This is a genomic window from Candidatus Poriferisocius sp. (genome assembly GCF_965204145.1).
Taxonomy (GTDB): domain Bacteria; phylum Actinomycetota; class Acidimicrobiia; order Acidimicrobiales; family Bin134; genus Poriferisocius.
Genome location: NZ_OZ241977.1, coordinates 866303 through 890734 on the forward strand (window position 1 = coordinate 866303; position 24432 = coordinate 890734).

Sequence of the window (24432 nt, forward strand, 5' to 3'; positions counted from 1 at the left end):
GAGCACGATAGTCCTGTGCCCGGCTCAGCGGGCGACGAAGTACTTGGCCTGGGGGTGGTGGCAGATGAGGGCGGAGGTGGTTTGCTCGGGCTGGTATTGGAAGCTGGTCTCCTCGCCCACTTGAATGCCGATGCGCTCGGCCTCGAGGAGCTCAGCCACGGTGAGGTTGTCCTCGAGGTCGGGGCAGGCGGGATAGCCCCAGGAGTAGCGGCCGCCCCGGTACTGCTGGCGGAACAGCCCGATGAGGGTGGGGCCGTCCTCGTCGACGAAGCCCCACTCGGTGCGGATGCGGTGGTGCCAGTGCTCGGCCAACGCCTCGGCCATCTCCACGCCGAGGCCGTGCAGCAGCAGGTAGTCCTGGTAGCGGTTGTCGGCGAACAGCTTGGCGGCGGCCTTGGACACCTCGGCCCCCATGGTCACGATGTGGAAGGCGGCGTAGTCCACCTCGTCGCCGTCGGCGGGCCGGAAGAAGTCGGCGATGCACAGGTACGGGTCTTTGGGCTGGCGGGGATACCGGAAGCGGCACACTTCGGCGGTTCGGTCGGGGCTGTCCCACACCACCAGGTCGTCCCCGCTCCCGTTCGCCGGGAAGTAGCCGTACACCACTTGGGGCACCAGCAGTCCCTGGGCCATGGCCGAGGTGAGCTGCTCGCGCATGGTGGGGCGGATGCGCTCTTTGAAGGCGGCGTCGTCCTCGCCGTCTATGGGGCGGAACTGCCACTGGTTGCGGAACAACGCCGTCTCGTTCACGTACTCAGCTATGTCGGCCACCGGGATGCCCTTGACCACCCGGGAGCCAACAAACGGGGGCTCGAACACAGGGTTGTCGGCGGCCACCGACGGAGCTCGTTCGGGCAGGTCGGCGGACACAGAGCCGGGCGCGTCGCGGCGGGGGCGGCGGGGCAGATCGCGGCCTCCGGGACGGCGACCGAACTCGGGGTCGTCAACTCCGGTACGGCGCAGCTCGCCCAGTCGGTCCATCACGGCGAGGCCCTCGAAGGCGTCCTTGCCGTAGAACACCCGACCCTGGTAGGTCTCCCGCATGTCCCGTTCCACGTAGGTGCGGGTCAGGGCCGCTCCCCCGAGCAACACCGGGAGGTGGTGGAGGTCGCGGGTGTTCAGCTCCTCCAGGTTGTCCCGCATGATCAGGGTGCTCTTCACCAGCAGCCCGCTCATGCCGATGGCGTGGGCGTCCACCTCCTGGGCCCGGTCGATCATCTCGGCGATGGACACCTTGATGCCCAGGTTGTGAACCTCGTAGCCGTTGTTGGTCAAGATGATGTCCACCAGGTTCTTGCCGATGTCGTGGACGTCGCCCTTCACGGTGGCCAGCACAATGCGGCCCTTGCCCCCGGTGTCGTCGGCCTTCTCCATGTGCGGCTCCAGATACGACACCGCGGTCTTCATGGTCTCGGCCGATTGGAGCACGAACGGCAGCTGCATCTCGCCAGAGGCGAACAGCTCGCCCACCACCTTCATCCCGGCCAGCAGCGTGTTGTTGACGATGTCCAGCGCCGGGGTGCCGGCCAGCGCCTCGTCCAGGTCGGCCTCCAGCCCGTCGCGTTCGCCGTCGATGATCCGCCGCTCTAGCCGCTGCTCCACCGGCCACCCGGAGCGGTCCTCTTTCACGGCCGCGGTGGCGGTCACGTTCTCGAACGCGGCCAGGAGCTCGGTCAGCGGGTCGTAGTCGCCGCGGGCCTCTGAGGCGAGGCCGTCGGGCCCCCGGCGGTCGTAGATCAGGTCGAGGCACACGTCCCGGTGGTGGGGATCGATGCGGTTCAGCGGGATGATGCGGCCGGCGTGGACGATGGCCGAGTCGAGCCCGGCTTCCAGGCACTCGTGCAGGAACATGGAGTTGAGCACGTGGCGGGCGGCGGGCTTCAGCCCGAACGACACGTTGGACACTCCCAGCGTGGTGTAGGCGCCGAGCAGCTCGGCCTTGATGCGCCGGATGGCCTCGATGGTGGCCAGGCCGTCTTTGCGCAGATCGTCGTCGCCGGTGGAAAGCGGGAACGTCAGGGCGTCGAAGATGAGATCGGAGGGGGCCAGCCCGTAGCGCTCTGTCGCCAAGCGGTAGAGGCGGTGGGCTACCCGCATCTTCCACTCCAGGTCGCGGGCCTGCCCCTCCTCGTCGATGAGCAGGCACACCACCGCGGCGCCGTACTCCCGGGCCAGCTTCAGCACCCGGTCGAGGCGGGAGCCCTCGGCCTCGCCGTCCTCCAGGTTGGCCGAGTTCAGCACCGCCCGCCCGCCGATCCACTCCAAACCGGCCTGCATCACGTCGGGCTCGGTGGAGTCGAGCACCAGCGGGGCGGTCACCCCGGTGGCGAACCGCTGGGCCAGCTCGTCCATGTCGGCGGTGCCGTCGCGCCCCACGTAGTCCACGCACAGATCCAGCAGGTGGGCGCCCTCGCCCACCTGGTCGCGGGCGATCTGGAGGCAGCCGTCCCAGTCGGCCTCCAGCATGGCGTCGCGGAACTTGCGGGATCCGTTGGCGTTGGTGCGCTCGCCCACGATCAAAAACGAGGTGTCCTGGGCGAAGGGCACCGGGCTGTAGATGGAGGTGGCCGACGGGGGCAGTGCGCCGGGCCGGGGTCCGGGCACCAGGTGGGCGCAGCGGTCGATAACCGCTTGGAGGTGCTCAGGCGTGGTGCCGCAGCACCCGCCGATCACGCTTACCCCCAGCTCGGTTACGTACCGGGCCAGGTAGTCGGCCAGTTCGTCGGGACCCATGTCGTAGTGCATCCGGCCGTCCACCACCTGGGGTAGCCCGGCGTTGGGGATGCAGGACACCGGCACCGGGCACTGCTCCGACAGCACCCGCAGGTGCTCGCCCATCTCGGCGGGGCCGGTGGCGCAATTCAGCCCGAAAACGGCGGGGTCCAGGGGAGCCAGCGCGGCCAGCGCGGCGCCGATCTCGGTGCCGGGCAGCATCCGGCCGGTCATCTCGATGGTGACCTGCACTTGCAGCGGCACCTCTCGGCCCACGGCAACCATGGCCCGGCGGCATCCGTTGATGGCCGCCTTGGCCCCCAGCAGGTCGTATTGGGTCTCGATTATCAGCAGATCGACGCCGCCGTCCAGCAGGCCCCGGGCCTGGACTTCGAAGGCGTCGCGCAGCTCGGCGTAGCGGATCTGGCCCAGCGACGCCAGCTTGGTGCCCGGTCCCACCGATCCGGCGACCCAGCGGGGCCGTCCGCCAGTTGCGTAACCGTGGGCGGCCTCTTTGGCGATGCGGGCCGCGGCAAGGTTGATCTCGTAGGCCTGATCGGCGATGCCGTATTCGGCCAAGGGCACGGCAAACGCCCCGAAAGTGGCGGTTTCCACTGCGTCCACCCCGATGCCCAGGTACCGGTCGTGCATCTCGGCGATGAGCTCGGGCCTGGTCAAGCACAAGAGCTCGTTGCAGCCCTCCAAGTCGGGGCCGCCGAAATCGTCGGCGCTCAGCGGCTGCTCTTGCACATAGGTTCCGAAAGCGCCGTCATATATGAGAACGCGCTCGCGTGCCGCCTCCGAATAAGAACCCACAACTGGTCAGGGTACCGGGCGCAGGGCCGAGGATTGGTGCCGGATATCATCGCAGGGGCTTGAACCAACCCGAGGAGATCTGGTGATCGCGTTCCGTACCGGCAGAAAAATCCCGGCCAGCGCCGAAGTACACGCCGTGGGGGTGTGCTCGGGCGGCGACGCCGAGCGGCCCGACGATCTGGATTGGGGAGTGCTCGACGGCCGGGGGTTCGAGGCCAAAGCCGGACAAGTGGAGATCGTGTCGGGGGGAGATCGGCCCATCGCGGCGGTCGGGCTAGGGCCGGCGGACAAGATCACCGCGGCGGTGATCCGCAAAGCGGCGGCCTCGTTGGCCCGGTCGGCCAAGCGAATGCGGCGCATCGCGGTGTCGGTGCTCGACGCCGTGCCCGACAGCATTGACCGTGCCGAGGCGCTGGGGGCACTGGCCGAGGGCATGACGCTGGGGGCCTATTCCTACGGCGACTTCAAGTCGCAGCCCAAGCCCAACAAGCTGGAGAACGTGCATGTCATCGGCCCGGGGGGCCGGGCGGTAACCGAGGCGCTGGAGCAAGGCCGGCGGGTGGCCGAGGCGGTGTGCTTCGTGCGCGATCTGGTGAACGAGCCCGGCGGTTCGCTTACCCCCACCCGGTTCGCTGAGCTGGCCGAGGAGATGGCCGAGCGGGAGGGCCTGGAGATCACCGTGCTCGATCTGGATGCCATCCGCGAGGCCGAGCTGGGTGGCCTCCTTGGGGTGAATCGGGGGTCGGAGCAGCCGCCCCGGTTTGTGGAGGTGTCGTATGAACCCGATCCCGAGGCCGAGTGCCGGGGGTCGGTGGCGCTGGTGGGCAAGGGCCTCACCTTCGACTCCGGTGGCCTGTCGATCAAGACCGGCACCGGGATGATGACCATGAAGTGCGACATGAGCGGGGGAGCGGCGGTGTTGGGCGTGATGGCCGCCATCGCCGCGGTGGCGCCACCGGTTAAGGTCACCGGCTATGTGCCGATGACCGACAACATGCTGGGGGGAGACGCCACTCGGCCCGGCGACGTGCTCACCATGGCCAACGGCAAGACGGTGGAGGTGCTCAACACCGACGCCGAGGGCCGCCTGGTGCTGGCCGACGCCCTGTCGCTGGCCTGCCGGGCCGAGCCCGACGCCATTGTCGATCTGGCCACCCTCACCGGGGCGTGCATGGTGGCGCTGGGCCCCAAGGTGGCCGGGCTCATGGGCAACAACGAGGTGTGGATCGACCAGCTGGCCGACGCCGCCGAGCGCACCGGCGAGCGGGTGTGGCGGCTCCCGCTGCCCGACGACTACAAGGCCCAGCTCGACTCGTCGGTGGCCGACATGAAGAACATCGGCGGCCCCCACGGCGGGGCGCTGACCGCCGGGCTGTTCTTGTCCAACTTCGTGGAAGAGGGCATCCCCTGGGCCCACCTCGACATCGCCGGCCCCGCCTTCACCGACGCCGAAGATGCCGAAACCTCCAAAGGCGGCACCGGCTTCGGCGTCCGAATGCTCCTCGACGCCCTGGTCAACTTCGAGCCGCCCTCGGCTTCGGACGACGACTGAGCCAGGCGAAAATCCCGAAGGCCCCGCCAGCCACTACTACGGCGAAGGGGGCGAGCAGCCATTGCTGGGTGTCGAACAGCTTGTCGATGGCTTCTACCGGCCAAGAGGCGGCGGTGAGTCCTACCAAGGCGGCCAGGATGTTCACCACCACATGGCGCCAGGTGGCGGGCATCTCGATGCGGCCGAAGCAGCCGCAGGGCTCTGCTGAGCCCGACCGGACCATGGCTGCGGCCACCACGGCGAATCCGGCGTAGAGCGCGGCGAGGGCAGTGGCGGGCACCACGCCGCCCAAGATGAAGGCGCTCACCGCCACCGCCAGCTCCACCAGGCCCAGCAGTCGCACCGCCCATCGGCGGTGATAGAGCTCGAGGCGGGCCAGCGCAGCCGACGCCGGTTCAGGGGTGACTGCTTTTGAGGCTCCTGCCGCGCCCAGCAGGACCGCGGCTATCAGATAGACCGCGGCTACGTACTCCATGGGCTATCTGATCTCCGTGGGCTGAGGGATCTCCATGGGCTATCTGGTGAAGCGGCGCAGGGCGTGGCGGCGGCGCTCGGCACCGGCGGCGGCGCGGTCGTCGGCGCTGAGCCGGGGGGTGTCGGGGTGGAGGCAGGCTTCGACCTCGGCGACCGCCATGAGCCTCAGTGTGGGCACCGGCGCGGTCTCCGCGTTGTTCCACCGGTAGGTGATGGCCCCTTGGGGGCAGCCGCCCAACGCAATCCAGTTTTGAATGCCGGGGTCTTGATGGGAGATCACCACCCTTAACACGCCGTCGGGGTCGAGGCGGGCTTGGGAGTCGTTCATGGTGGTGGGGAGGTTGATGTAGTCGAGACTCTGATACCAGGTGTCGCCCACCTGGATGTTCCAGTACAGGCAGTCGGGCGGGGTCACTTCGAACAGAAGGGCCTCGTCGGGGCCCACCTCATACCAGCACTGCCCGTACGACTGCTTTTCGCTTCCCCCCTGGGCGCTCTGGCTCACCTTGTGGGCGGGAACATGGTCGAAGGAGTTGATTTGACCCCGGTCGCGCTGACCCCCGGCGAAGTCGGTCCAGAACTTGGGCACGGTGTCCACTTCCCGGGCCAACTCGTCGAACAGCTCGCAAGTCCGCACCGGATCGAGCCGGGCGGGCGGACCTGACGGGTCGAGGCATTCGAAATAGAGCTCGGCTTGGCTCTCGGCGGCCCAGTCGGAGAAGAACTGGCGCACGAACAGCCGGCACTCGATCGGCTCGACTTGGAACCAGTCGCCTGTGTGGTCGCCGGGGTCGGGGTCGGGGCTGAAGACCACGTTTATGCGTCCATCGCCGATGTCGGTCAGATCGGGGCTGCCGACGTCGACGAGCTGGGTGATGCGCCCTCGGCCGAAGCGGTGGTCCATCAGCGACAGTCCCAGGTAGCGCACCGTGTCGATGCGGCCGGTGAGGCGGTAGGTGTGGCTCAGGTCCACCGGTGCGGTCATGTACATCGCATCGGGATTGTCCTGGCCCACCTTGAAGGGGTACACCCAGCCCAGCTCGGGATGGTTGGGATCGTTGTTCTCCACGATCCGGTCATAGGCCCAAAACAGCATCCTCAGGTGGTGGCGCAAGCCCTCGGCCTGCTCGGAGGGATCTGCCCCCCGTGCCGGGTCGAACACGTAGTCGGCCGACTGCTTGAGGCCGTCGCACAGCCGGTCCCAGGAGGCCCTCAGGTCATTGTCCATGCGCTATGTCTAGCGGCTCCGTGGGTCTGCGACCGCCTCAGGCTGCAGGCTCGGGAAGGGCGTAATAGGAGGAGTGGGATCTCCGGAGGTGCTCGGGCAGTCGGCGGAGCTGGGCGTTGTTGAGCGGGGGGAGCCGGCGGCGGATGGCATAGCCGGCGTGGCTCTCCGAGGCCAGGCGGAACATCACCAAGCGGTGCATGGTCCGATGAAGGCCGCCGCGGGGACCGGCCTTGGGGCTGATCCCCAGTTGCAGGGCGATGGGGGCCACGGGGAGTTCGAAGCCGTCAGGGGAGCTGTCGAACTCGTGGGCCACATGACGCATCAGCCATGCGGCGGTGGGGCCGATGACCCCGAGCCAGAACTCCTCCACGTACCTCGATCGGGGATCGTGCCCGTTCTCTTCGGTGATGAGATCTCGCCACGGTTCAATCCACAGAGAAGAATGCAAGAAGGGGGATGTCATGAGAGGATCATTTCTGCCAGCTAGTGCTTTGCCAGGTACAAAGGGGAAGATTTAAGTGTATTTTGCCTATTTTCATATAATTCTGTCAAGGCTTAGTTAGGGCATTCATGCAGCCGATCGAAGAGTTGGGCGGGGAGATGGAGGCGGCCCGAGCAGTGTTGGGTCCCGCGACGAGGGTGGTCGTGCTCACCGGGGCGGGAATCTCCACCGATAGCGGCATTCCCGATTTCCGCGGCCCGGAGGGGCTGTGGACCAAGAACCCCGAGGCGGAGAAGACGGCCACGCTGTCGTCGTATGTGTCTGATCCCGAGCTGCGCAAGCGCAACTGGCAGCGGCTGGCCGAGGGGTCGATGTGGGAGGGCAAGGCACCCAACCCAGGCCACCGGGCGCTGGTGGAGCTGGAGCGGCAAGGCAAGCTGCACACGCTGATCACCCAGAACGTCGACGGCCTTCATCGGGCGGCGGGCACCTCGGAGGATCGGTTGGTGGAGATCCATGGCACTACGTCCAAGGTCCGCTGCCTCGACTGCGGGGACACTGCCCCGATGGAGTACGCCTTGGAGCGGGTGAGAGCGGGGGAGGCCGACCCACCGTGCCGGATCTGCGGCGGAATCCTGAAGTCGGCCACCATCTCCTTCGGCCAAAACCTGGTGATGGCCGACCTGCACCGGTCGGAGCAGGCTGCCATGGCTTGCGACGTGTTGCTGGCGGTGGGTTCCACGCTCACGGTGTACCCGATTGCCAACGTGGTCCCCATTGCCCATCAGGCCGGCGCTCAGGTGGTGATCCTGAACGCCGAGCCCACTCCGTTTGACGGCCTCGCCGCCGTGGTCGTGCCGGCCTCGATCAGCGAGGCGCTGCCATTGATCGTGGCGGCGTGACTTTGGGGATTGGTAAAATCGGACTAACTCGGTAGGATTTGTGGGGAATTCCCCTCTATAACGCCTGACCCGATGTCCCGCCACGATCGAGGTGACCGTCGCCATGTCCACGTTCAGAAATCTGTTGAGAGAGGCCAAGGCCGTGATCCGGGAGACCGACCCGGCCGGCGCCGAAAAGATGCTGGCGGCCGGAGCCGTGCTCCTGGATGTGCGAGAGCCCGACGAGTTTGAGCAAGGGGCGATACCCGGCTCCGTACACATACCCCGGGGCAATCTCGAACCCAACGTGGAGAACCGCCTGCCCGACAAGGACACACCGGTGGTGGCCATGTGCGCGGGCGGCGTGCGCTCGGCGTTCGCCGCTCAGACCCTTCAGGAAATGGGCTACGCCGACGTGGTGTCCATGGACGGCGGGTTCAACCGCTGGAAGGACGAAGGTCGGGATTGGGCCCTGCCGGTGGCGCTGACCCCGGACCAGCGCAATCGCTACCACCGCCACCTGCTGCTGCCTGAGGTGGGCACAGAGGGGCAGATCAAGCTGCTGGAGGCCAAGGTCCTGTGTCTGGGCGCGGGCGGGCTGGGCTCGCCTGCGGCCCTGTACCTGGCCGCCGCGGGCGTGGGCACCGTGGGGATCGTGGACATGGACGTGGTGGACGCCTCCAACCTCCAGCGTCAGATCCTCCACAACCTCGACCGGGTGGGGGATCGCAAGGTGGACTCGGCCAAGAAGACCCTCAATGCCTTGAACCCGGATGTGAACGTGGTGACCTACGACGTGCGGCTGGGGGCCGACAACATCGTCGACATCATCAAGGACTACGACGTGATCGTGGACGGCGCCGACAACTTCCCGGTTCGCTACATGCTCAACGACGCCTCGGTGAAGCTGGGCATTCCCGTGGTCCACGGGTCGATCTTCCGGTTCGAGGGCCAGGTCACGGTGTTCGACCCCCGCAGCGGTCCCACGTACCGCGACATGATTCCCGAGCCGCCTCCCGCCGAGATGGCCCCGAGCTGCGCGGAAGCCGGGGTGCTGGGCGTGCTGCCCGGCATCGTGGGGTCGATTCAGGCGTTGGAGGCCATCAAGCTGATCCTGGGCCACGGCGACACCCTGGTGGGACGGCTGCTGGCATTCGACGCCAGCGAGATGTCGTTCCGGGAGTACAAGCTGCGTCCCGACCCGGATCAGCCCATCACCTGGGAGAATCGCGACAAGATCCAGGTGGTAGAACTCGACGGCCTCTGCGCCCCCGCTCCAGTGGTCTAGCCGTCGCCCAAATCGGCCACCCCCGCGCCGGTCAACTAGCCCTCAGACTCGGCTTCTTCTCTCTGGTCCTCAAGTTCTCGGCGCAGCAGCGCCACCTCCTCCATCAGCACTTGGACTCGCTGCTCGACCCGGCTGAGCTCCCACGAGTACTGCACCAGAACGATCAGCACAAAGCCCAGGGCAGCCATGAACACCAGCGACGGCGTGTACTCCACACCGAGCCAGCTGCCGACCGTGTCGACCACGTCGGGGGCCGCCGCCATCACCAGCATCACCGCCGAGGTGGCCATCCACAGCAGCCCGTACTTGGAGACCATGCCTCCCCGCCGCTGGAGCTTGAGAATGATGGCCACCACCACTGCGGCCAGCAGGGCGGAAACGATTCGAGCGGTAAGGCTCATGATCGACCTCCGATTGAGAGGGCAAGAAGGGTTCGGGCGTAGTGGTAGACCAAGGTCAATCCCCTGGTAGAGGGCCGACCACCCTGGCGGACGACCATGGCGGAGGGCACCTCGGTGATTTCCAGACCGGCCCGGACGGCCAAGGACAGCCCGATCAGCGTGTCATCGAGGAACCTCGACGGGAGCTGGCGGGAGAACATCTCCACACACGGTCGTGACAATGCCCAGAATCCCGATGTTGGGTCGGTGAGAGAAATGCCGTGGCGATGCCGGAGAATCCTGCTGGCCAGCCTCATGGCTGCCCGCCGAAGCCGGGATACCGGGTACGACGCGGTGGAATCCGGGTGGAATCGGCTGCCGACCACCAGATCGGCGCCATCAGCTCGGGCGGCGAGAAGGGCAGGGACTTCCGCGGCGATGTGCTGTCCGTCTGCCGCGATCACCAGAGCAGTGTCCCATTCCCTCTGGGTGGCATAGCGGAAGCCCAAGCGCAGCGCCGCTCCCGCCCCCAAGTTGACCGGTTGGCGCAGGACCACCGCACCAGCAGTCGCGGCGAGCGATCCGGTGTCGTCGGAAGAACCGTCGTCGACGACCACCACCGCAATCTCGTCGCCATACGCGGTGCCGAGGTCGGCTACCACGTCCTGGATGGTCTCGGCCTCGTTGTATGCCGGGATCACCGCGATTAGCCTGGGCACAGGCGAAGCATAGATGATGCAAATGATCACATATGCCTGATGTCAAGCCCGAAGCCGTTGTCGAACAAGGAGCAATTGTTGGCGAAGGAACGGTGATTTGGCCAGGAACAGTTGTCAGATCAGGGGCGACAATCGGCGAGAATTGTGTGGTTGGCCGTTTGGTTTATGTTGATTCAGATGTGTTGATTGGGGACAACTGCAAGATTCAGGATGCGGCAAGACTGTATGGCCCTTCAGCAATCGGCGATGGGGTATTCATTGGACCAAATGCCCTAATCATTAATGATCGAAATCCGCGTGCCATAAGCCCAGACGATTCAATTGTCGCCAGAGGCTCGTGGAATCGGCAAGGGGCGAATGTTGCGAGAGGGGCGTCCATCGGAGCGGGGGCAATCGTTCAAGCGGGAGTCTCCATCGGGATGTGGGCCATGATCGGTGCCGGCGCAGTGGTGGCTGGTGACGTGGAGCCGTATGCGCTGGTAGTCGGCATTCCGGCCAAGAGGGTGGGATGGGTCGGGGAAGCGGGCCATCGGTTGATTAGCGAGGCGGACGGCGTGTGGTGCTGTCCCGTCAGCGGCAATGCCTATCGTGAAGGAGCAGACGGCCTCGAAGGGACAGTCGGTTGATTCCGATATCACAGCCATCTCTTACCGAAGCGGAGATTGCCGCAGCCGTCTCCGCTCTCTCTTCGGGCATGCTGACCGGGGGTGAGGAAGTAGAGCGGTTCGAACAGGAATTCAGCGAAATAATTGACGGCCGTCTCTGTATTGCTGTCAATTCAGGCACTTCGGCGTTGATCACCTGCTTGGCTGCCCTGGGAATCGGCGAGGGAGACGAGGTCATTGTCCCCGGTTTCACATTCGGGGGAACCGCGAACGCAGTCCTTCTTGTCGGAGCGTCACCGGTCTTGGCCGACGTTGATCCGGTTACGTTCTGCCTTTGCCCGAATTCAGTTCGCGAACGCCTGACGAGTCGAACGGCGGCGATAATGCCAGTGCATCTTTACGGACACCCCGCGCCCATGGCGGAATTGCTCGTGCTCGCCGAACGACACGGACTGGCAGTGATCGAAGACGCGGCCCAAGCCCATGGGGCGAGCAGCGGCGACATACCCTGCGGTGCCTTCGGAGATGCAGCTGCCTTCAGCTTCCACGCCACCAAGAACATGACAACCGGCGAGGGGGGAATGGCGGTGTTCAGAGACTCGCAGGCGGCTGAGAAGGCCGCCATCATTCGAAATCAGGGAATGGACGCTGCCTATCGGTATGAGATGACCGGATTCAATTTCCGAATGACCGCAGTGGCGGCCGCGATAGGCCGAGTCCAGCTCACGAGGCTGACAGAGTTGACAGAACAACGCCTAAAGAATGCTCGAACATACGACAATATGATCACCAAGCACCGAATTCCGACTGTTGTGGCTGATGCTCGGCACGTCTACCACCAGTACACGCTGTCAAGCTCAAATCGCGATGCTGTGCTGGCCCGCCTGAGGGAGTCGGGGATTGATGCCCGGGTCTATTACCCCAATCCGCTGAGCGATTTCCCGATCTATCGCCACGACGGCTACCCACTCCCCAACGCGGAGGAGGCCGCCTCGGCGGTGGTGTCGATCCCCGTGGGCCCCCATATGAGCGAAGCCGACATTGCCAGAGTCGTCGAGGTTGTCGAGTCGTGACCGCTTCGCCCCTCCGCGCCGGCTTGCTGGGATTGGGGGCGATGGGAGCGCGCCACGCCCGGGTGTTGGGAAGTCTGGAAGGTGTCGAGCTCGTCGGAGCTGCCGACCCGTTCGGAAATCCCCGAGACTGTCCGAGGGGAGTCCCGCTGCTCCCCTCGTTGGAGGCCCTGCTTGAGCTGGGCATCCAGATGTGCATCGTGGCCGTCCCCACCGAGGAACACGAGAAAGCCGGTTTGCGTCTCGCCGACGCCGGTGTGCCCACCCTGATTGAGAAACCCTTGGCGGTGAACTGCGCCGAAGGGTCGAATCTTGTCGATGCCTTTGAGGCTGCCGGCGTGGTGGCCGCCACCGGTTTCGTCGAACGGTTCAATCCCGCGCTGATGAACCTGAAGCAGCGCCTGGGCGAGGGCGAGATCGGCGATGTCTTTCAGATTGCCACCAGTCGACAGGGTCCGCTTCCCGACAACGTGCCCAACGTGGGAGTGGTCAGGGACCTTGCCAGCCACGACGTCGATCTGACGCAATGGGTGATGGAGTCGGACTATCAGACGGTGAGCGCCCACACTGGCGCTCGGCCAGGGCACGGTCGAGAGGACTTCGTCGCTGCCGTGGGGCGTCTTCGCAACGGGGTGATCGTCAACCACCTGGTCAATTGGATGACTCCCCAGAAGGAGCGAAGGGTCGTCGTGAACGGCGAGCGAGGGGTCTTGGCCGCTGACCTGTTGACCGCCGATCTGGCGCTCTATGCCCATGGCCACGCCACGATGTGGGATGAGCTCGCCACGTTCCGGGGAACAACGGAGGGCGAGATCAAAAGGTATGCCTTGGAGAAACACGAACCCCTGTGGGCGGAACTGTGCGCATTCCGAGATGCCGTGCTGGGGGTTCCCACCGAGATCGCCTCGCTTGCCGAGGGGCTGAAGGCCATCAAGCTGACCGACGCGCTCCTTCACGCCGCGGACACCCGCTCAACGGTCAACCTGAGCGAGTGAGGGACAGCCGGCGAGTCTCCGAAACGCCGGTGACGATCATGGCCGCGGCGGCGGCAGCGCCGGGTCGCGGCGCTTTGCTCAGGAGACGACTCCGGCAAGCACGGCTCCTGCGGTGGCAAGGACGACTGCGGTCAACAACCCGCGGATGACCCGATTGTCGAGCACCGGCGCAAGGGATGCGATGGCGATCGGCAGCAATGACAGGCCGTATCGGGGATTGGTGTCGAAATAGACGCTGACCGAGAGATACGACGTGACCATCGTCACCACGCCGGTGGCGATCATGGCCGCGGCGGCGGCCGCGGCGAGGGCCCGGTGCTTCGAACCCCTGGCTGAGAAGAGCGCCACCGAGCCCAGCCCGGCGAGGAGGAGCAGGTTGATGAGGTCGCCCAGCGGCTCCAATAGGTTCCGGGGGAGGGTTTCGGGGACAAAGGGATCTCGCAGGGGAGTGAGCGCCGAGAACAGCTCGTCTCCGAGATTGTCCCATTGGAAGCTGTCCACCTGGTAGATGGCGTTGGTCGGCAGCTGCTCGGGGGGGATCAGACCTCGTGCCTCCTGGACGGCCGTCCAGGAGATCACCGACGCCAGCGTCAGGATGACTGCTGTTCCGGCGACCGCCAGCCATCTCTGCATTTGCCCGCGGGTGAAGCTGTCGCGCTGTTGCCAGGCCCGGACTCCCAGGTACAGGACTGCCGCGCCGACCGCGAACGCGTTGGTGAACTTGAGCCAGATGGCCGCCATGGCAGCCAGCGGCACGAGCCATCCTGGTGCCCGACCGGCCTCCCAGCGCAGCGTGGCGGCGAGCACGAGCGCCCCGCCCAGCAGGGCGGTGGTGTCGGGGTTGATGATGGAGGACTCGTGCAGCAGCCGAGGTGAGACGGCCAGGAAGCCGATCAAGAGGGCCTTCGACCAAATCGACGCTCCAAGGCTGCCCAGGACGTACCAAAGCACCACCGCCGCGGCCCCAAGCCACAGAATTCCCACCAGCCGGGCGCCCGTTGCCTTGCTGTCGACTCCGGGAACCGCATCGAAAGCCTCGGCGGCCAGCGCGGTGGTGGTGTAGTACACCGGAGGGTGGGTGGATGCGGTGTTGAGCCCCCAGTTCGGGAATCGGTCGGGAGTCAGCTCCTGCGACTCGCAGGGGGGTAACTGCACCCGGGGGATGCTGCCGGGGTTGAGGGTTTCGATTCCCCGTTCGCCGGTCAGATGCAGCCAGTCGTTCAGGGCATCGATCGACAGCCTCAGGGGATAGTCAATACCCCGGCAGGCGGCTTCCTCCATGGCCTCCTGTCCGATGGTGTCTCCGTGGCGGGGCACATGGAATGGCGATTTGAGGGCGTAGTCCATGTGCTGGAGCTCGTCGATGTGGGACAGGGCCGGGTGATCCCGCACGTGCAGCCCCACCAGCACTGCCAACGCCAAGAGCAGTGCTGCCAGGGCAACGCGGTCCCGATTCCCGGCAAACACCCCCCAAGCGTAGACACAGGTTCTCGTGCATTAGTTTGCCGGGCGTGAATCGAGTATCGCTGGCCAGCCGCATGTCGGCGAGAATTGCCTCGATACCGAAGATCAATGTTGCCGTGCTCATCGGGGTGCTGGCCGTGGTTGTGGCCATCGTGGTGTTGCAGGTGCGCGACCATCCGAAGCTGTCTCGGGTCGATGAGCTTCAGCACTTTGACTACGCGTTGAAAGCCCCATCGGCTGGTGTGCGCATCGGCGAGCAGTATGGGCTGGAGGCCATGAGGGAGGTGGCCTGCCGGGGAATCGATTTTCCGGGATGGGAGCCGGGCACGCCCCGGCTGTCGGAATGCGGTGACCCGCTGCCCGATCCCACTCGATCCCACTCCAACGGATACAACACGGCGCACCTGCACACCCCGGTGTACTACTCGGCGACTGCGCTGGCCGGGGAGGTGGTGCTCCGACTGCCCGGGGTTGACAGCTCCTTGGTGGCCTATCGGCTGGTGGGCGCGGTGTGGCTGGCCGCCGGCTTGGCGCTGTTGTGGTATGCGCTGGGCCTGGTGAATGTGGGTGTGTGGGGCCGGGCCGCGGTGGTGGGATTGTTCGGGGTGTCGCCCATCGTGGTTCACGCATCGGCGATGTTGAACCCCGACGCCACCGCCCTGTTGGGGGGCGGTCTGGTTCTGGTGGCGCTGTTGAAGTGGGAGTCGGGCCGGTGGCCGTGGTGGTGGGTGACCGTCGCCTCGGCGATCGCGGTGTGGTTGAAGTTGACCAACTCGCTGGCGGTGGGAGTGCTGATCGTGTATCTGGCATTCCGCATATGGCAACAGCGCGACCAGCGAAACCCTGCCCGGCTGCAAGAGCGGGTGTGGGTGCTGTGTACCTCGGTGGCGGTCACCCTTGCCTCGGTGCTGGTTTGGCGACTGTGGCAGGACTACCGGCAACTGCACGAAGAGGAAGATCTTCCGGTGCTCACCTGGCTGCGTCACCATTCGTTCCAGTGGACCTCGGTGGACGACCAGTTCCGCGCGGTGCTCACCCCGTTTCGGGATCAGTGGATCCCCGAAGGCCTTCCGGCCAGTGTGCTCGCGCCGCTGGGCGGGATCATGGATGTGGGCCTCATCGGGATCCTGGGCATCGCAGTGGCGCTCACAGCGGCCAAATCGGCCTATCGGGCCCTCGTGGCCGGGGTGTTCGCCGCCATGGTGGGCATGGGCATCGTCACCATGCTCTCGTTCTACTCCGCCCTGGGCCTCGACGTCGTTGCCCCGTCCCGCTACGGCCTGGCCATCCTGCCGTTTGCCGCCGCTGCGTTCGCCCCGGTGCTGCGCCGCCACATCCTCGCCCCGGTGCTGGTCGGGATCCTGGCCTGTGTGACCGCGGTCGCCATGCTGGCCGGCGTGCTGTGGTACGGCCCGAACATTGCCATTGCCGTGTCTCCCGACAGTGAGACCACCATGGGGGTGTGGTGTTCCACCACGTCGACGTCCTATTTCTGGCGGTGGAACGAGGTGGACGACGAATCGACGTATCACGTCAGCTTCGACGGGCGGTCGTGGGAGGAGCACGAGGGCACAACCTTGACCTTGTCCGACCAGCCGGCCAACGCCCGAGCAGTGCTGTATGTCCAGGCGGGAAGCGCTGAAGCCTGGGACAGCGGCCCTTCCGGCAGCAAGGCCTGTCGCACCGCTCCGCCAGGCAAGCCGAATGTGACCTGCACTGCCACCTCCACGTCGTACACCTGGCAATGGGATCCGGTGGACGACGCCACCTGGTACCGGGTCAGATGGGACCCGGCCCACCCGTGGTTCGAGATCGACCGGCTCACCACGACCATCGACAGGACCAGGCCCCTCGCCAGCGAGGTGCTCTACGTGCATGCGGGCAATCCCGACAGCTGGAACGTGGAGGGAACGGTGGAGTCTGATTGCCGGGCCAAGCCCTAGCTAAGCGGGTTGATCGAGTTGTCTGAGATGGAACGAGCGCACACCCTGAAACGGGTGGTGGCCATTCTGAGAGCGCCTTGGGCTGTTCTCGTCGGCGTTCTGGCGGTGGTGATGGGAATTGTGGTGTTGCAGGCTTCAGACCACCCGGCTCTTTCTCCGGTGGATGAACTTCAACACCTCGACTATGTGCTGAAGGCACCGTCTGCGTTTCGTCTGCTAGGTGCAGCATGGCTGGCGGCGGGCTTGGCGCTGGTGTGGTATGCGCTGGGCCTGGTTGGCGGGGGGGGGGGGGTGTGGCTCAAGCCGACCAACGTGTCGGCGATAGGGGTGCTGGTTGTCTATCTGGCTTTTCGGGCTTGGCAAATGCGGGACCGCTCAGTCGAATGGGGTCAGCCGGGGCGCGCCGAACTCGGCGGCCCATTTTCTGATGGCGCGGTCTTGGGTAGCGAGGGCGGCGTTCTCTGAGATCGCAGTAGCGGTTATGAACTGGTCCATCGGATCCTTGTGGAAGCCCTCGTTGAGCAGGCATACCGCGTGGACAGCAATCTCGGGAGTAACGGGGACAGTAGCCACCCCCTTCGACCTGAGAGACCAGATCAGGGCATCAGTCGCAGGAAGCGCGCTCAGATCGTTTCTGGGGCTGCGGCGGATCAACTCGATTTCCCAGAAGGTGGCGGCCGACACAACCAAGCCGCGGTTCTCCTCTGCCTCTCGCAAGGCGTCGAACAAGGATCCAGCCTTGCCGCCATCTCCAAGGGTCCCGCGCACATACGCAATGAGAATGTGCGTATCGAGCACGACTAGTTTTCTCATCTCGCGACCGTTGCCGTTGTGGCCAACTCCAGTCGCCCGCTTCTATTCGATGTTGGCATCCCACGCATCAACGACCTCATCCCACTCATCATCGGAGTAGACAGGCGAGGCAGGTTCTGGATAGACGATTTCGCCGTCGCCATAGAGCCCGTAGATGCTGTCGGACCTGCTCTGGGGGATCGGTGAGACGACCGCCAAGGGCTTGCCGCGCCGGGTGACGATGATCTCGCCGCCTCCCTCCGACACGGCAGGAAGCAGCGAGAGGCACTTCTGGCGGAACTCGCTGATCGGGATCATCTTGACTTCGGGAACTTCCCCCACAAAGCAACTGTACATGTCCGACACGAATTGCACAACTACTTTTCCGGCGTTTGTCAGCAGGCCCTAGTCCTCTGGCACTTCAGTGCCGGCCATCCACCATGGGATGGGGATGCCAGTTGCTAGTACGGCACTGACAGAGGGGCCGTACACTGTGCAGCCAATGAAGGGGTTGATCCTGTCGGGAGGCGAGGGGACGAGGCTGCGTCCGCTGACCCACACCCGGGCCAAACAGCTGGTGCCCATCGCCAACAAGCCGGTGCTGTACTACGGCATCGAAGACATGGCTGCCGCGGGAATCACCGATATCGCCATCGTGGTGGGCGACACCCACCAGGAGATCCAGGAAGCGGTGGGCGACGGCTCGCGCTTCGGGGTGAGCGTGTCCTACATCCGCCAGGAGGCGCCGCTCGGTCTGGCCCACTGTGTGCTCATTGCCCGGGACTTTCTGGGCGACGACTGCTTCGTCATGTACCTGGGCGACAACATGCTGGAGCAGGGGCTGGCCGAGTTCGTCGAGGGGTTCGAGCAGGGACAAGGAGAGGGAGCAAGCCAGAGCCAGGCGCAGATCCTGCTGACCCCGGTGGACAACCCGTCGTCGTTCGGCGTAGCAGAGCTGGGCCCCGATGGCGATGTGGTCAACCTGGTGGAAAAGCCCGCCGACCCACCCTCCAATCTGGCCTTGGTGGGGGTGTACATTTTCGACCCCTCCATCCACGACGCGGTAGCAGCCATCGAGCCGTCGGCCCGGGGCGAACTGGAGATCACCGATGCCATCGACTGGCTCATCCGAAACGGCTACCGGGTGAGCCACCAGATGCTGGACGGATGGTGGATTGACACCGGCAAGAAGGACCCCCTGCTGGAGTGCAATCGACTGGTGCTCGACACTGTGGTCCGCCAGGTGGACGGAGCCGTGGACGACGCCTCAAAGGTTGAAGGGCGCGTGGTGGTGTCGGAGGGGGCCAAAATCGTGAATTCCACCGTGCGAGGCCCGGCGGTGATCGGAGCGAACACCCGAGTTGAGAACACGTTTATAGGCCCTTACACCTCCATTGGCGACGAATGTGTGATCACCGACGCCGAACTGGACCACTCGGTGGTGCTCGAAGGCTGCCGCATCGATGGCACGAGCCGGATCACCGACTCTTTGATCGGCCAACACGTTCATGTGACCCGGTCGCCAGAGCGCCGCCAGGCTTCCCGGCTCATGTTGGGCGACCACTCTCATCTGGAACTGGGATAGGGGATAGTTGTAGTGGCCGAAGTAAGCCCCTGTGAGGCGATTTCGGGCGTGTTCATCGTGTCCCCCGAGATCCATGGAGACGAGCGGGGCGTGTTTGTGGAGACCTACCGGCGGGAGTGGATTCCAGGGGTCCGAGAAATGGTCCAGGCCAACCGGGGCGACCGGAGGGCGGGCTCGGTGGTGGGTTTGCACTACCACCTCCACCAGGCCGACTACTGGTATGTGCCAGTGGGACAGGCCCGAGTGGTGCTTCACGATCTTCGATCAGGCTCGCCCACCGACGGGCGCACCGTGGCGCTGCCCTTGGGCACCGAACCCGATGGCGTCAACCACCACCGGGGGGTGTACATACCGCCGGGGGTGGCCCACGGGTTTGCCGCGTTGTCGGACATGACCATCAGCTACCTCGTGGACGGCTACTACAACCCCGCCGACGAACTCGGGGTGGCCTGGGATGACCCGGAGGTCGGGGCTGATTGGGGGGTGGACAGCCCCGTCTTGTCGGTGCGGGACCAGTCCAATCCCCGCCGCTCGGACATCCCCGATCACCTGATTCCCCGGTTCGGGCGCTCGGACGCAACGTGAGGCTCTTCGTTACCGGTGGCGCCGGGTTCATCGGCTCCAACTATGTGCGCTGGGTGCTGGCCCACACCGACGACGATGTCGTGGTGTACGACGCCCTCACCTATGCCGGCAACCGCGACAACCTGCGAGACCTGGAAGACGACCCCCGGATGGCCTTCATCCAGGGCGATGTGTGCGACCGGGACGGGGTGGCCGAAGCCATGGCGGGCTGCGATGCGGTGGTCCACTTTGCGGCCGAGAGCCACGTGGACCGCTCCATCGTCGGCCCCGACGCCTTCGTGCGCACCAACTGCGACGGCACCAATGTGGTGTGCGACACCGCCCGGCTGTTGGAGATGGGCATGGTGGTGCAGGTGTCCACCGACGAGGTGTACGGGTCGATCGACGAGGGGTCGTTCGCCGAGACCAACCGGCTGGAGCCCCGCTCGCCCTACTCGGCGTCCAAAGCCGGGGCGGACTTGATCGCGCTCGCCTATCGGGAGACGTTCGGCCTGCCGGTGGCGGTCACCCGGTCGTCCAACAACTTCGGCCCCTATCAGCATCCCGAGAAGCTCATCCCCCTGTTCACCACCAACCTGCTCGACGGGCTGACCGTGCCCCTGTACGGCGATGGCCTGAACGTGCGGGACTGGTGCCATGTGGACGACAACTGCGCGGCCATCGACCTGGTGTTGCGCCAAGGACAGCACGGGGAGATCTACAACGTCGCAGGGGGAAACGAGCTCACCAACCGGGAGCTGACCCGCCGGTTGCTGGCGCTGTGCGGTCGAGACGAATCGTTCATCCACTACGTGGACGACCGGCTGGGCCACGACCGGCGCTATTCGGTGGACGCGGCCAAGATCAGCAAGCTGGGGTGGTCGCCATCGCGCGATCTGGAGGAAGCCCTGGCTGTCACCGTGGACTGGTATCGGGAGAACCGCTGGTGGTGGGAACCGCTCAAGAAGGCGGCAACATGAGGGCCGCAGGGCCGTGAAGGTCTTGGTCACCGGGGCAGCCGGGCAACTGGGCCGCGACGTGGCGGAGCGGTTCGCCGCCTCAGGCCACGAGATCGTCGCCGCCAGCCGCCAAGATCTGGACATCTCCCAACGCGGCCAAGTGCTCGGAGTCGTGGGCGCCGTCCAGCCCGACACGGTGGTCAACTGCGCGGCGTATACCGCAGTGGACGCCTGCGAAACCGACGCGGAGCGGGCCTATGGGGTCAACGCCTGGGCGGTGCGCCACCTGGCCGAGGCCACTCGCCGGTTCGGCGGCCACCTCTGCCACGTTTCCACCGACTATGTGTTCTCCGGCGAGAAGGCCGAGCCCTATCACGAGTGGGACCGGCCCGATCCCCGGTCGGTGTACGGGGCCAGCAAGCGGGCCGGCGAGCAGGAGGCCGGCCATGACGCCACCGTGGTGCGAACCTCATGGCTGTGCGGCCGGCACGGAACCAACATGGTGGGCACCGTGCTGCGACTGGCGGCCGAGGGCGGATCGCTGCGATTCGTGAGCGACCAGCGGGGCTCGCCGTCGTTCACGCCCGATGTGGCCACGGTGATCGAGCGGCTGTGTGTGGACCGACGACCGGGGCTGTACCACGTGACCAACCAGGGGGAGGCCTCTTGGTATGAGTTTGCCCGTGAGGTGATGGTTGCGGCGGGCCTCGACCCTGAACGGGTGGAGCCCATCACAACCGCCGAGCTTGTTCCGCCCCGGGCCGCCCCTCGACCAGCCAATTCGGTGCTGGAGAATCGGGCGCTGGCTTTGGCCGACATTGCCCGCCCTGGCGACTACCGGGCGCCCTTGGCCCGACTGGTGAGCGAGCTGATCAACTAGACGGCCCTACACCGCTCCCAACCGGATGTGGGGCTCGCAGGCGTCATCGGCTTCCTTGTCACGCTCGCCCAGCGTTTTGGGCCCCTCGTGGCAGTGCACGATGAAGAAGGCGCTGTAGAGGGTTTCCAGTTCGGCGGAGGCATCGGCCAGGTGCTCTAGAGCCTTCTGGCGGGCTACTGCTTCCCGGCGGGTTCGGGGCAGGGCGCAGACATCGGCCACGCCGTCGGTGTCGCTGTCGAAGGCATAGGTGGTCGGACCCCCGAGGCTGAAGTTGAGGCAGAAGTTCGGGTCGTCGATGATGCCGGAATAGAACATCCGCTCGTCGGCGTCATAGGAATCGGGGTTATCTTCGGTCGTCTGTGTCTGGGTGCCCGTTCCGCCGTTCGACTGGGAGAGCTCGCCGGGCGCATTGCCGGCGAACTCCCGGAACTGCTGGCACTCGTCGGCGGATTCTTTGTCGGGCTCGCCGAATGTCTCGGCCACCGACCGGCACTCTTCGGCGAAGCGGGCGGTGAATATCTCTCGCTCCACCAACGCCAGACGCTCCAGAGTCCGCTGGTGGGCCACCGCCTCTCGGCGGGTGCGGGGCAGCGAGCACACATCGGCGATCCCGTCGCTGTCGCTGTCGAAGGCGTAGGTGATCGGCCCGCCCAGACTCCGGTTCAAACAGAAATCGGGGCCGTCAATGACGCCCGAGTAGAACTTCTCGTCGGCCGGAATCTGTTCTATAGGGGGGGTTTCCCCCGGATCTAGCGGCTCCACGCGCTCGACGTCGACCGTCGCCGGGGGAACCGAGAAGGTGAACAGGGTGGAGAGGAGTTGGTTTTTCCCGCTCTCGCGGGCTGCGGTGTTCATCCGGCTCTGAAGCCGGTTCCCGGTGATGGTGACTGAGCGGGAGGTTCCGGTGATCTTGATTCTCGCCTTGTCGAGCCGTCCCGAGTTCCCGACGTTGTCCAATATCTCCATGCTGATCAGGCGGCCTACCGCGGTGTCGGAGTGGTCGTTCAACCACCGGTTGAGGTCGGCCACGGTGTAGGACCGCGACCACGAGGCATAGGGATTGCCGCCTTGGGTGTCAAAGGGATCGGGTTTGGACGGCAGGTAGGGGAGGTCAGCGGAGAACACGTACCCGCTCCGCTCGGTGTGGCCGCCGTTGGAGGCCGAATAGAACGCTCGAATGGGGGCGCCGCCGTGTTGAAGGATCTGGCCCGCGGTGTTCTCCACCGCTCGGAGCCAGGTGGCGGCGTCGGCGTGCTTTTCCCGGAGGTCTCCCACAAATGCCTGGTCCCACACGGTGGCGTAGAGGTCGAAGGGCCGGTTCCACGAGCTCGAGGCCCGCCGTTCTCGGAGCGTGGCGCTGGCGTAGCTGCGGGCGGCAATGGCCTGAGCCTCGTGGATGGGCAGCGGCCAGTTCATGGGCGTCTCGGCGATGCCCCGCAGATACTTCTCCATGGGAAGGGAATCGAGGATCACATAGAAGGTTCCGGGGTCTCCCCCCGCGGGCACCAGGTTGATGCGGCCGTGGGAGTAGGAGTGGCCGGTGTTGGACACCCTTATCGAGGTGCCGGTGGCGAAGTGGAGCTGGGCGGTCTGCCCGGAACAGCCGTTGCCGCACACGTCGGTGCCGTTGATGGTGAAATGCCAGTGGCCGACGTGGCGAGCGACCGTGACCGAACTCCCCGCGGGCACTCGGATATCGCCTTGGCCGTCGACCGTGATGCGATTTGCCCCTGAGGGGGTCAGCCGGGTGCTGGTGGTGGTGCTCAGATGGATGCGGATGGCGTCTTCAGGATGCACCGGCTGAGGCGGAGTTTGGATCACCGGCTCTGGTGTTGCGGGGGGTGTGCCCGCCGATGTGGGAAGCGCGCTGTGGGGATCGCTGAAGAACTTCTCGATGGTCAAGGAGTCCAGTGCAATCCGGAAGCGGTTCGGGTCTCCGGCAACGGCGATGAGGTTGATGCGGCCGTGGGAGTAGGAGCGGCCGGTAGTGGACACGGCCACGGCGGTGCCGGTGCCGAAGTGGAGTTGGACGGTCTGCCCCGAGCAGCCGTTGCCGCATATGTCGACATTGCCGTACCGGATGCGCCAAAGGCCACCGACTCGGGTGATGACGACAGGGGTTCCGGCTGGTGCCCGGACCGCGTCGAGACCGCTGTGAGTGATGTTCTCATCGTCGATGGTGATCCGATTCAGGCCCTCAGGGGTGAGCGTGGTCGCCTCGGCAGTGGCCAGCACGAACCGCACCGAGTCCTCGGGCAGTTCGCCGTTGGACACGGGAGCAGCGGGGTCGTTGTGGGGGTCGTCGAGGAACTTCTCGACGGTGAGGGAGTCGATGGTGATGTGGAAGCGGTTCGGGTCTGCCGCAGTAGTGATGAGGTTGATGCGGCCGTGGGAGTAGGAGCGGCCGGTGGTGGACACGGCCACGGCAGTGTCGGTGGCGAAGTGGAGTTGGGCGGTCTGTCCGATGCAGCCATTGGGACAGATGTCGATGCCGTTGTAGCTGATATGCCAGTGATCGTCGTGGTGGGTGAAGGTGATGGGGGTTCCAGGTGCGGGCCGGGCCGCGTCCTGGCCGCCGACCGGGATGTTCTGGTTGTCGACGGTGATCCGGTTGATCCCTTCGGGGGTGAGGGTGGTGGTGTCGGTGGTGGCCAACAACACCTGGGCGGTGTCCCCGGGAGAAGTCGGTATCGCGGCCGTGCCCGTTGCGGGAGTCGATACTTCGGGGGTGGGCGCTGGCCCCGATTCGCCGGGCGGGCGGCCGTAGTTGTCCACCAACGCGGTGTTCTCGTAATAGAAGCCCAGTATCTGGGCGGCGCTGTGCCCGGCCTGAGCACGAGCCAGGCCTCCCCACTGGCTCATCCCCACGCCATGGCCCCAGCCGCTTCCGGTGAATGTGGCGGTGGCCGACGGGTCGGCGACGAGAACTGGCTGGGAGCTGGCACTTTTCTGGGCAGTGAACGGGGCTGCGACCAGCAATGACGCCGCGACAAGGAGAGTTGACGTGGCGGCGAATAGCTGGGATAAGCGAGGGCGGTTCAGCACCGTCAACCGCTGCCTAGGCATAGAACGTCCAAAACCGG

At 65.7% G+C, this 24432-nt stretch carries 21 protein-coding genes; 11 read left to right on the plus strand and 10 right to left on the minus strand.

Annotation, left to right across the window (positions count from 1 at the left end; translation table 11 throughout):
• Positions 1 to 24: 24 nt before the first annotated feature.
• Complete coding sequence (metH, locus tag ACOGI7_RS03830) at positions 25 to 3528, minus strand: methionine synthase (protein ID WP_419850600.1); 3504 nt, start codon at positions 3526 to 3528, stop codon at positions 25 to 27.
• Between the two features lie 82 nt (positions 3529 to 3610).
• On the opposite strand from metH, the gene ACOGI7_RS03835 reads away from it, so the two are divergent.
• Positions 3611 to 5080 (plus strand): leucyl aminopeptidase, encoded by a 1470-nt coding sequence (locus ACOGI7_RS03835; RefSeq protein WP_419850601.1) that lies wholly within the window; start codon positions 3611 to 3613, stop codon positions 5078 to 5080.
• On the opposite strand, the gene ACOGI7_RS03840 is transcribed toward ACOGI7_RS03835, so the two are convergent.
• Genes ACOGI7_RS03840 through ACOGI7_RS03850 form a run of 3 tightly spaced genes read right to left on the minus strand, consistent with a single transcriptional unit; the run spans position 5043 to position 7245 of the window.
• Positions 5043 to 5555, minus strand: a complete 513-nt coding sequence (locus tag ACOGI7_RS03840; protein ID WP_419850602.1) for a MauE/DoxX family redox-associated membrane protein — start codon at positions 5553 to 5555, stop codon at positions 5043 to 5045. The two genes, ACOGI7_RS03835 and ACOGI7_RS03840, sit on opposite strands and share 38 nt — an antisense overlap.
• Before the next feature lie 39 nt (positions 5556 to 5594).
• On the minus strand, positions 5595 to 6782 hold the full coding sequence (locus ACOGI7_RS03845) for a hypothetical protein (protein ID WP_419850603.1): 1188 nt from the start codon (positions 6780 to 6782) through the stop codon (positions 5595 to 5597).
• Between the two features lie 37 nt (positions 6783 to 6819).
• Positions 6820 to 7245, minus strand: a complete 426-nt coding sequence (locus ACOGI7_RS03850) for a hypothetical protein (protein WP_419850604.1) — start codon at positions 7243 to 7245, stop codon at positions 6820 to 6822.
• A 107-nt stretch (positions 7246 to 7352) separates the two neighbouring features.
• Between ACOGI7_RS03850 and ACOGI7_RS03855 the strand changes: the two genes are divergently transcribed.
• Together ACOGI7_RS03855 and moeB are read left to right on the plus strand one after the other, a co-directional pair.
• A complete protein-coding gene (locus tag ACOGI7_RS03855) occupies positions 7353 to 8126 on the plus strand; it encodes an SIR2 family NAD-dependent protein deacylase (RefSeq protein ID WP_419850605.1) in 774 nt (257 codons plus the stop codon).
• A 103-nt stretch (positions 8127 to 8229) separates the two neighbouring features.
• Positions 8230 to 9393: a molybdopterin-synthase adenylyltransferase MoeB gene (gene moeB / locus ACOGI7_RS03860; protein WP_419850606.1), complete on the plus strand. Its 1164-nt coding sequence runs from the start codon at positions 8230 to 8232 to the stop codon at positions 9391 to 9393.
• A 35-nt stretch (positions 9394 to 9428) separates the two neighbouring features.
• On the opposite strand, the gene ACOGI7_RS03865 is transcribed toward moeB, so the two are convergent.
• Both ACOGI7_RS03865 and ACOGI7_RS03870 read right to left on the minus strand, forming a co-directional pair.
• Positions 9429 to 9794: a DUF2304 domain-containing protein gene (locus ACOGI7_RS03865; protein ID WP_419850607.1), complete on the minus strand. Its 366-nt coding sequence runs from the start codon at positions 9792 to 9794 to the stop codon at positions 9429 to 9431.
• Positions 9791 to 10492 carry a glycosyltransferase family 2 protein gene (locus tag ACOGI7_RS03870; protein WP_419850608.1) on the minus strand — a complete coding sequence of 234 codons (702 nt, stop codon included), beginning with the start codon at positions 10490 to 10492 and terminating at the stop codon, positions 9791 to 9793. Before ACOGI7_RS03870 ends, ACOGI7_RS03865 begins: the two co-directional genes overlap by 4 nt.
• A gap of 32 nt (positions 10493 to 10524) precedes the next feature.
• On the opposite strand from ACOGI7_RS03870, the gene ACOGI7_RS03875 reads away from it, so the two are divergent.
• From ACOGI7_RS03875 to ACOGI7_RS03885, 3 genes are read left to right on the plus strand one after another with little or no spacing between them, the layout of a single operon-like run.
• Positions 10525 to 11118 (plus strand): acyltransferase, encoded by a 594-nt coding sequence (locus ACOGI7_RS03875; protein WP_419850609.1) that lies wholly within the window; start codon positions 10525 to 10527, stop codon positions 11116 to 11118.
• A complete protein-coding gene (locus ACOGI7_RS03880; protein ID WP_419850610.1) occupies positions 11115 to 12170 on the plus strand; it encodes a DegT/DnrJ/EryC1/StrS family aminotransferase in 1056 nt (351 codons plus the stop codon). Before ACOGI7_RS03875 ends, ACOGI7_RS03880 begins: the two co-directional genes overlap by 4 nt.
• Positions 12167 to 13162, plus strand: coding sequence for a Gfo/Idh/MocA family protein (locus tag ACOGI7_RS03885; protein ID WP_419850611.1), 996 nt, complete (start codon positions 12167 to 12169; stop codon positions 13160 to 13162). The genes ACOGI7_RS03880 and ACOGI7_RS03885 overlap by 4 nt, the downstream gene beginning before the upstream one ends.
• Before the next feature lie 78 nt (positions 13163 to 13240).
• Here the strand turns inward: ACOGI7_RS03885 and ACOGI7_RS03890 are convergent, their stop codons facing one another.
• Complete coding sequence (locus ACOGI7_RS03890) at positions 13241 to 14629, minus strand: hypothetical protein (protein ID WP_419850612.1); 1389 nt, start codon at positions 14627 to 14629, stop codon at positions 13241 to 13243.
• A 44-nt stretch (positions 14630 to 14673) separates the two neighbouring features.
• On the opposite strand from ACOGI7_RS03890, the gene ACOGI7_RS03895 reads away from it, so the two are divergent.
• Positions 14674 to 16569 carry a hypothetical protein gene (locus ACOGI7_RS03895; RefSeq protein ID WP_419850613.1) on the plus strand — a complete coding sequence of 632 codons (1896 nt, stop codon included), beginning with the start codon at positions 14674 to 14676 and terminating at the stop codon, positions 16567 to 16569.
• A 375-nt stretch (positions 16570 to 16944) separates the two neighbouring features.
• On the opposite strand, the gene ACOGI7_RS03900 is transcribed toward ACOGI7_RS03895, so the two are convergent.
• A complete protein-coding gene (locus ACOGI7_RS03900) occupies positions 16945 to 17382 on the minus strand; it encodes a type II toxin-antitoxin system VapC family toxin (protein WP_419850614.1) in 438 nt (145 codons plus the stop codon).
• Positions 17383 to 17424: 42 nt separating this feature from the next.
• On the minus strand, positions 17425 to 17703 hold the full coding sequence (locus ACOGI7_RS03905) for a type II toxin-antitoxin system Phd/YefM family antitoxin (RefSeq protein WP_419850615.1): 279 nt from the start codon (positions 17701 to 17703) through the stop codon (positions 17425 to 17427).
• A 160-nt stretch (positions 17704 to 17863) separates the two neighbouring features.
• Here ACOGI7_RS03905 and ACOGI7_RS03910 point away from each other — a divergent pair, with 160 nt between their 5' ends.
• Genes ACOGI7_RS03910 through rfbD form a run of 4 tightly spaced genes read left to right on the plus strand, consistent with a single transcriptional unit; the run spans position 17864 to position 21349 of the window.
• A complete protein-coding gene (locus ACOGI7_RS03910; protein WP_419850616.1) occupies positions 17864 to 18946 on the plus strand; it encodes a glucose-1-phosphate thymidylyltransferase in 1083 nt (360 codons plus the stop codon).
• A 12-nt stretch (positions 18947 to 18958) separates the two neighbouring features.
• Positions 18959 to 19531 carry a dTDP-4-dehydrorhamnose 3,5-epimerase family protein gene (locus ACOGI7_RS03915; protein WP_419850617.1) on the plus strand — a complete coding sequence of 191 codons (573 nt, stop codon included), beginning with the start codon at positions 18959 to 18961 and terminating at the stop codon, positions 19529 to 19531.
• A complete protein-coding gene (gene rfbB / locus ACOGI7_RS03920; RefSeq protein WP_419850618.1) occupies positions 19528 to 20490 on the plus strand; it encodes a dTDP-glucose 4,6-dehydratase in 963 nt (320 codons plus the stop codon). The genes ACOGI7_RS03915 and rfbB overlap by 4 nt, the downstream gene beginning before the upstream one ends.
• A 13-nt stretch (positions 20491 to 20503) precedes the next feature.
• Positions 20504 to 21349, plus strand: coding sequence for a dTDP-4-dehydrorhamnose reductase (gene rfbD / locus ACOGI7_RS03925; protein ID WP_419850619.1), 846 nt, complete (start codon positions 20504 to 20506; stop codon positions 21347 to 21349).
• A 6-nt stretch (positions 21350 to 21355) separates the two neighbouring features.
• On the opposite strand, the gene ACOGI7_RS03930 is transcribed toward rfbD, so the two are convergent.
• Complete coding sequence (locus tag ACOGI7_RS03930) at positions 21356 to 24328, minus strand: SpoIID/LytB domain-containing protein (RefSeq protein ID WP_419850620.1); 2973 nt, start codon at positions 24326 to 24328, stop codon at positions 21356 to 21358.
• Between the last annotated feature and the right edge of the window lie 104 nt (positions 24329 to 24432).

Excerpts from the sequence above, each read along its gene's own strand:
- ACOGI7_RS03840 (WP_419850602.1), bottom strand. The coding sequence starts at position 5,555 with ATGGAGTACGTAGCCGCGGTCTATCTGATAGCCGCGGTCCTGCTGGGC.
- ACOGI7_RS03845 (WP_419850603.1), bottom strand. The coding sequence starts at position 6,782 with ATGGACAATGACCTGAGGGCCTCCTGGGACCGGCTGTGCGACGGCCTC.
- ACOGI7_RS03850 (WP_419850604.1), bottom strand. The coding sequence starts at position 7,245 with ATGACATCCCCCTTCTTGCATTCTTCTCTGTGGATTGAACCGTGGCGA.
- ACOGI7_RS03855 (WP_419850605.1), top strand. The coding sequence starts at position 7,353 with ATGCAGCCGATCGAAGAGTTGGGCGGGGAGATGGAGGCGGCCCGAGCA.
- moeB (WP_419850606.1), top strand. The coding sequence starts at position 8,230 with ATGTCCACGTTCAGAAATCTGTTGAGAGAGGCCAAGGCCGTGATCCGG.
- ACOGI7_RS03865 (WP_419850607.1), bottom strand. The coding sequence starts at position 9,794 with ATGAGCCTTACCGCTCGAATCGTTTCCGCCCTGCTGGCCGCAGTGGTG.
- ACOGI7_RS03875 (WP_419850609.1), top strand. The coding sequence starts at position 10,525 with ATGCCTGATGTCAAGCCCGAAGCCGTTGTCGAACAAGGAGCAATTGTT.
- ACOGI7_RS03900 (WP_419850614.1), bottom strand. The coding sequence starts at position 17,382 with ATGAGAAAACTAGTCGTGCTCGATACGCACATTCTCATTGCGTATGTG.
- ACOGI7_RS03910 (WP_419850616.1), top strand. The coding sequence starts at position 17,864 with ATGAAGGGGTTGATCCTGTCGGGAGGCGAGGGGACGAGGCTGCGTCCG.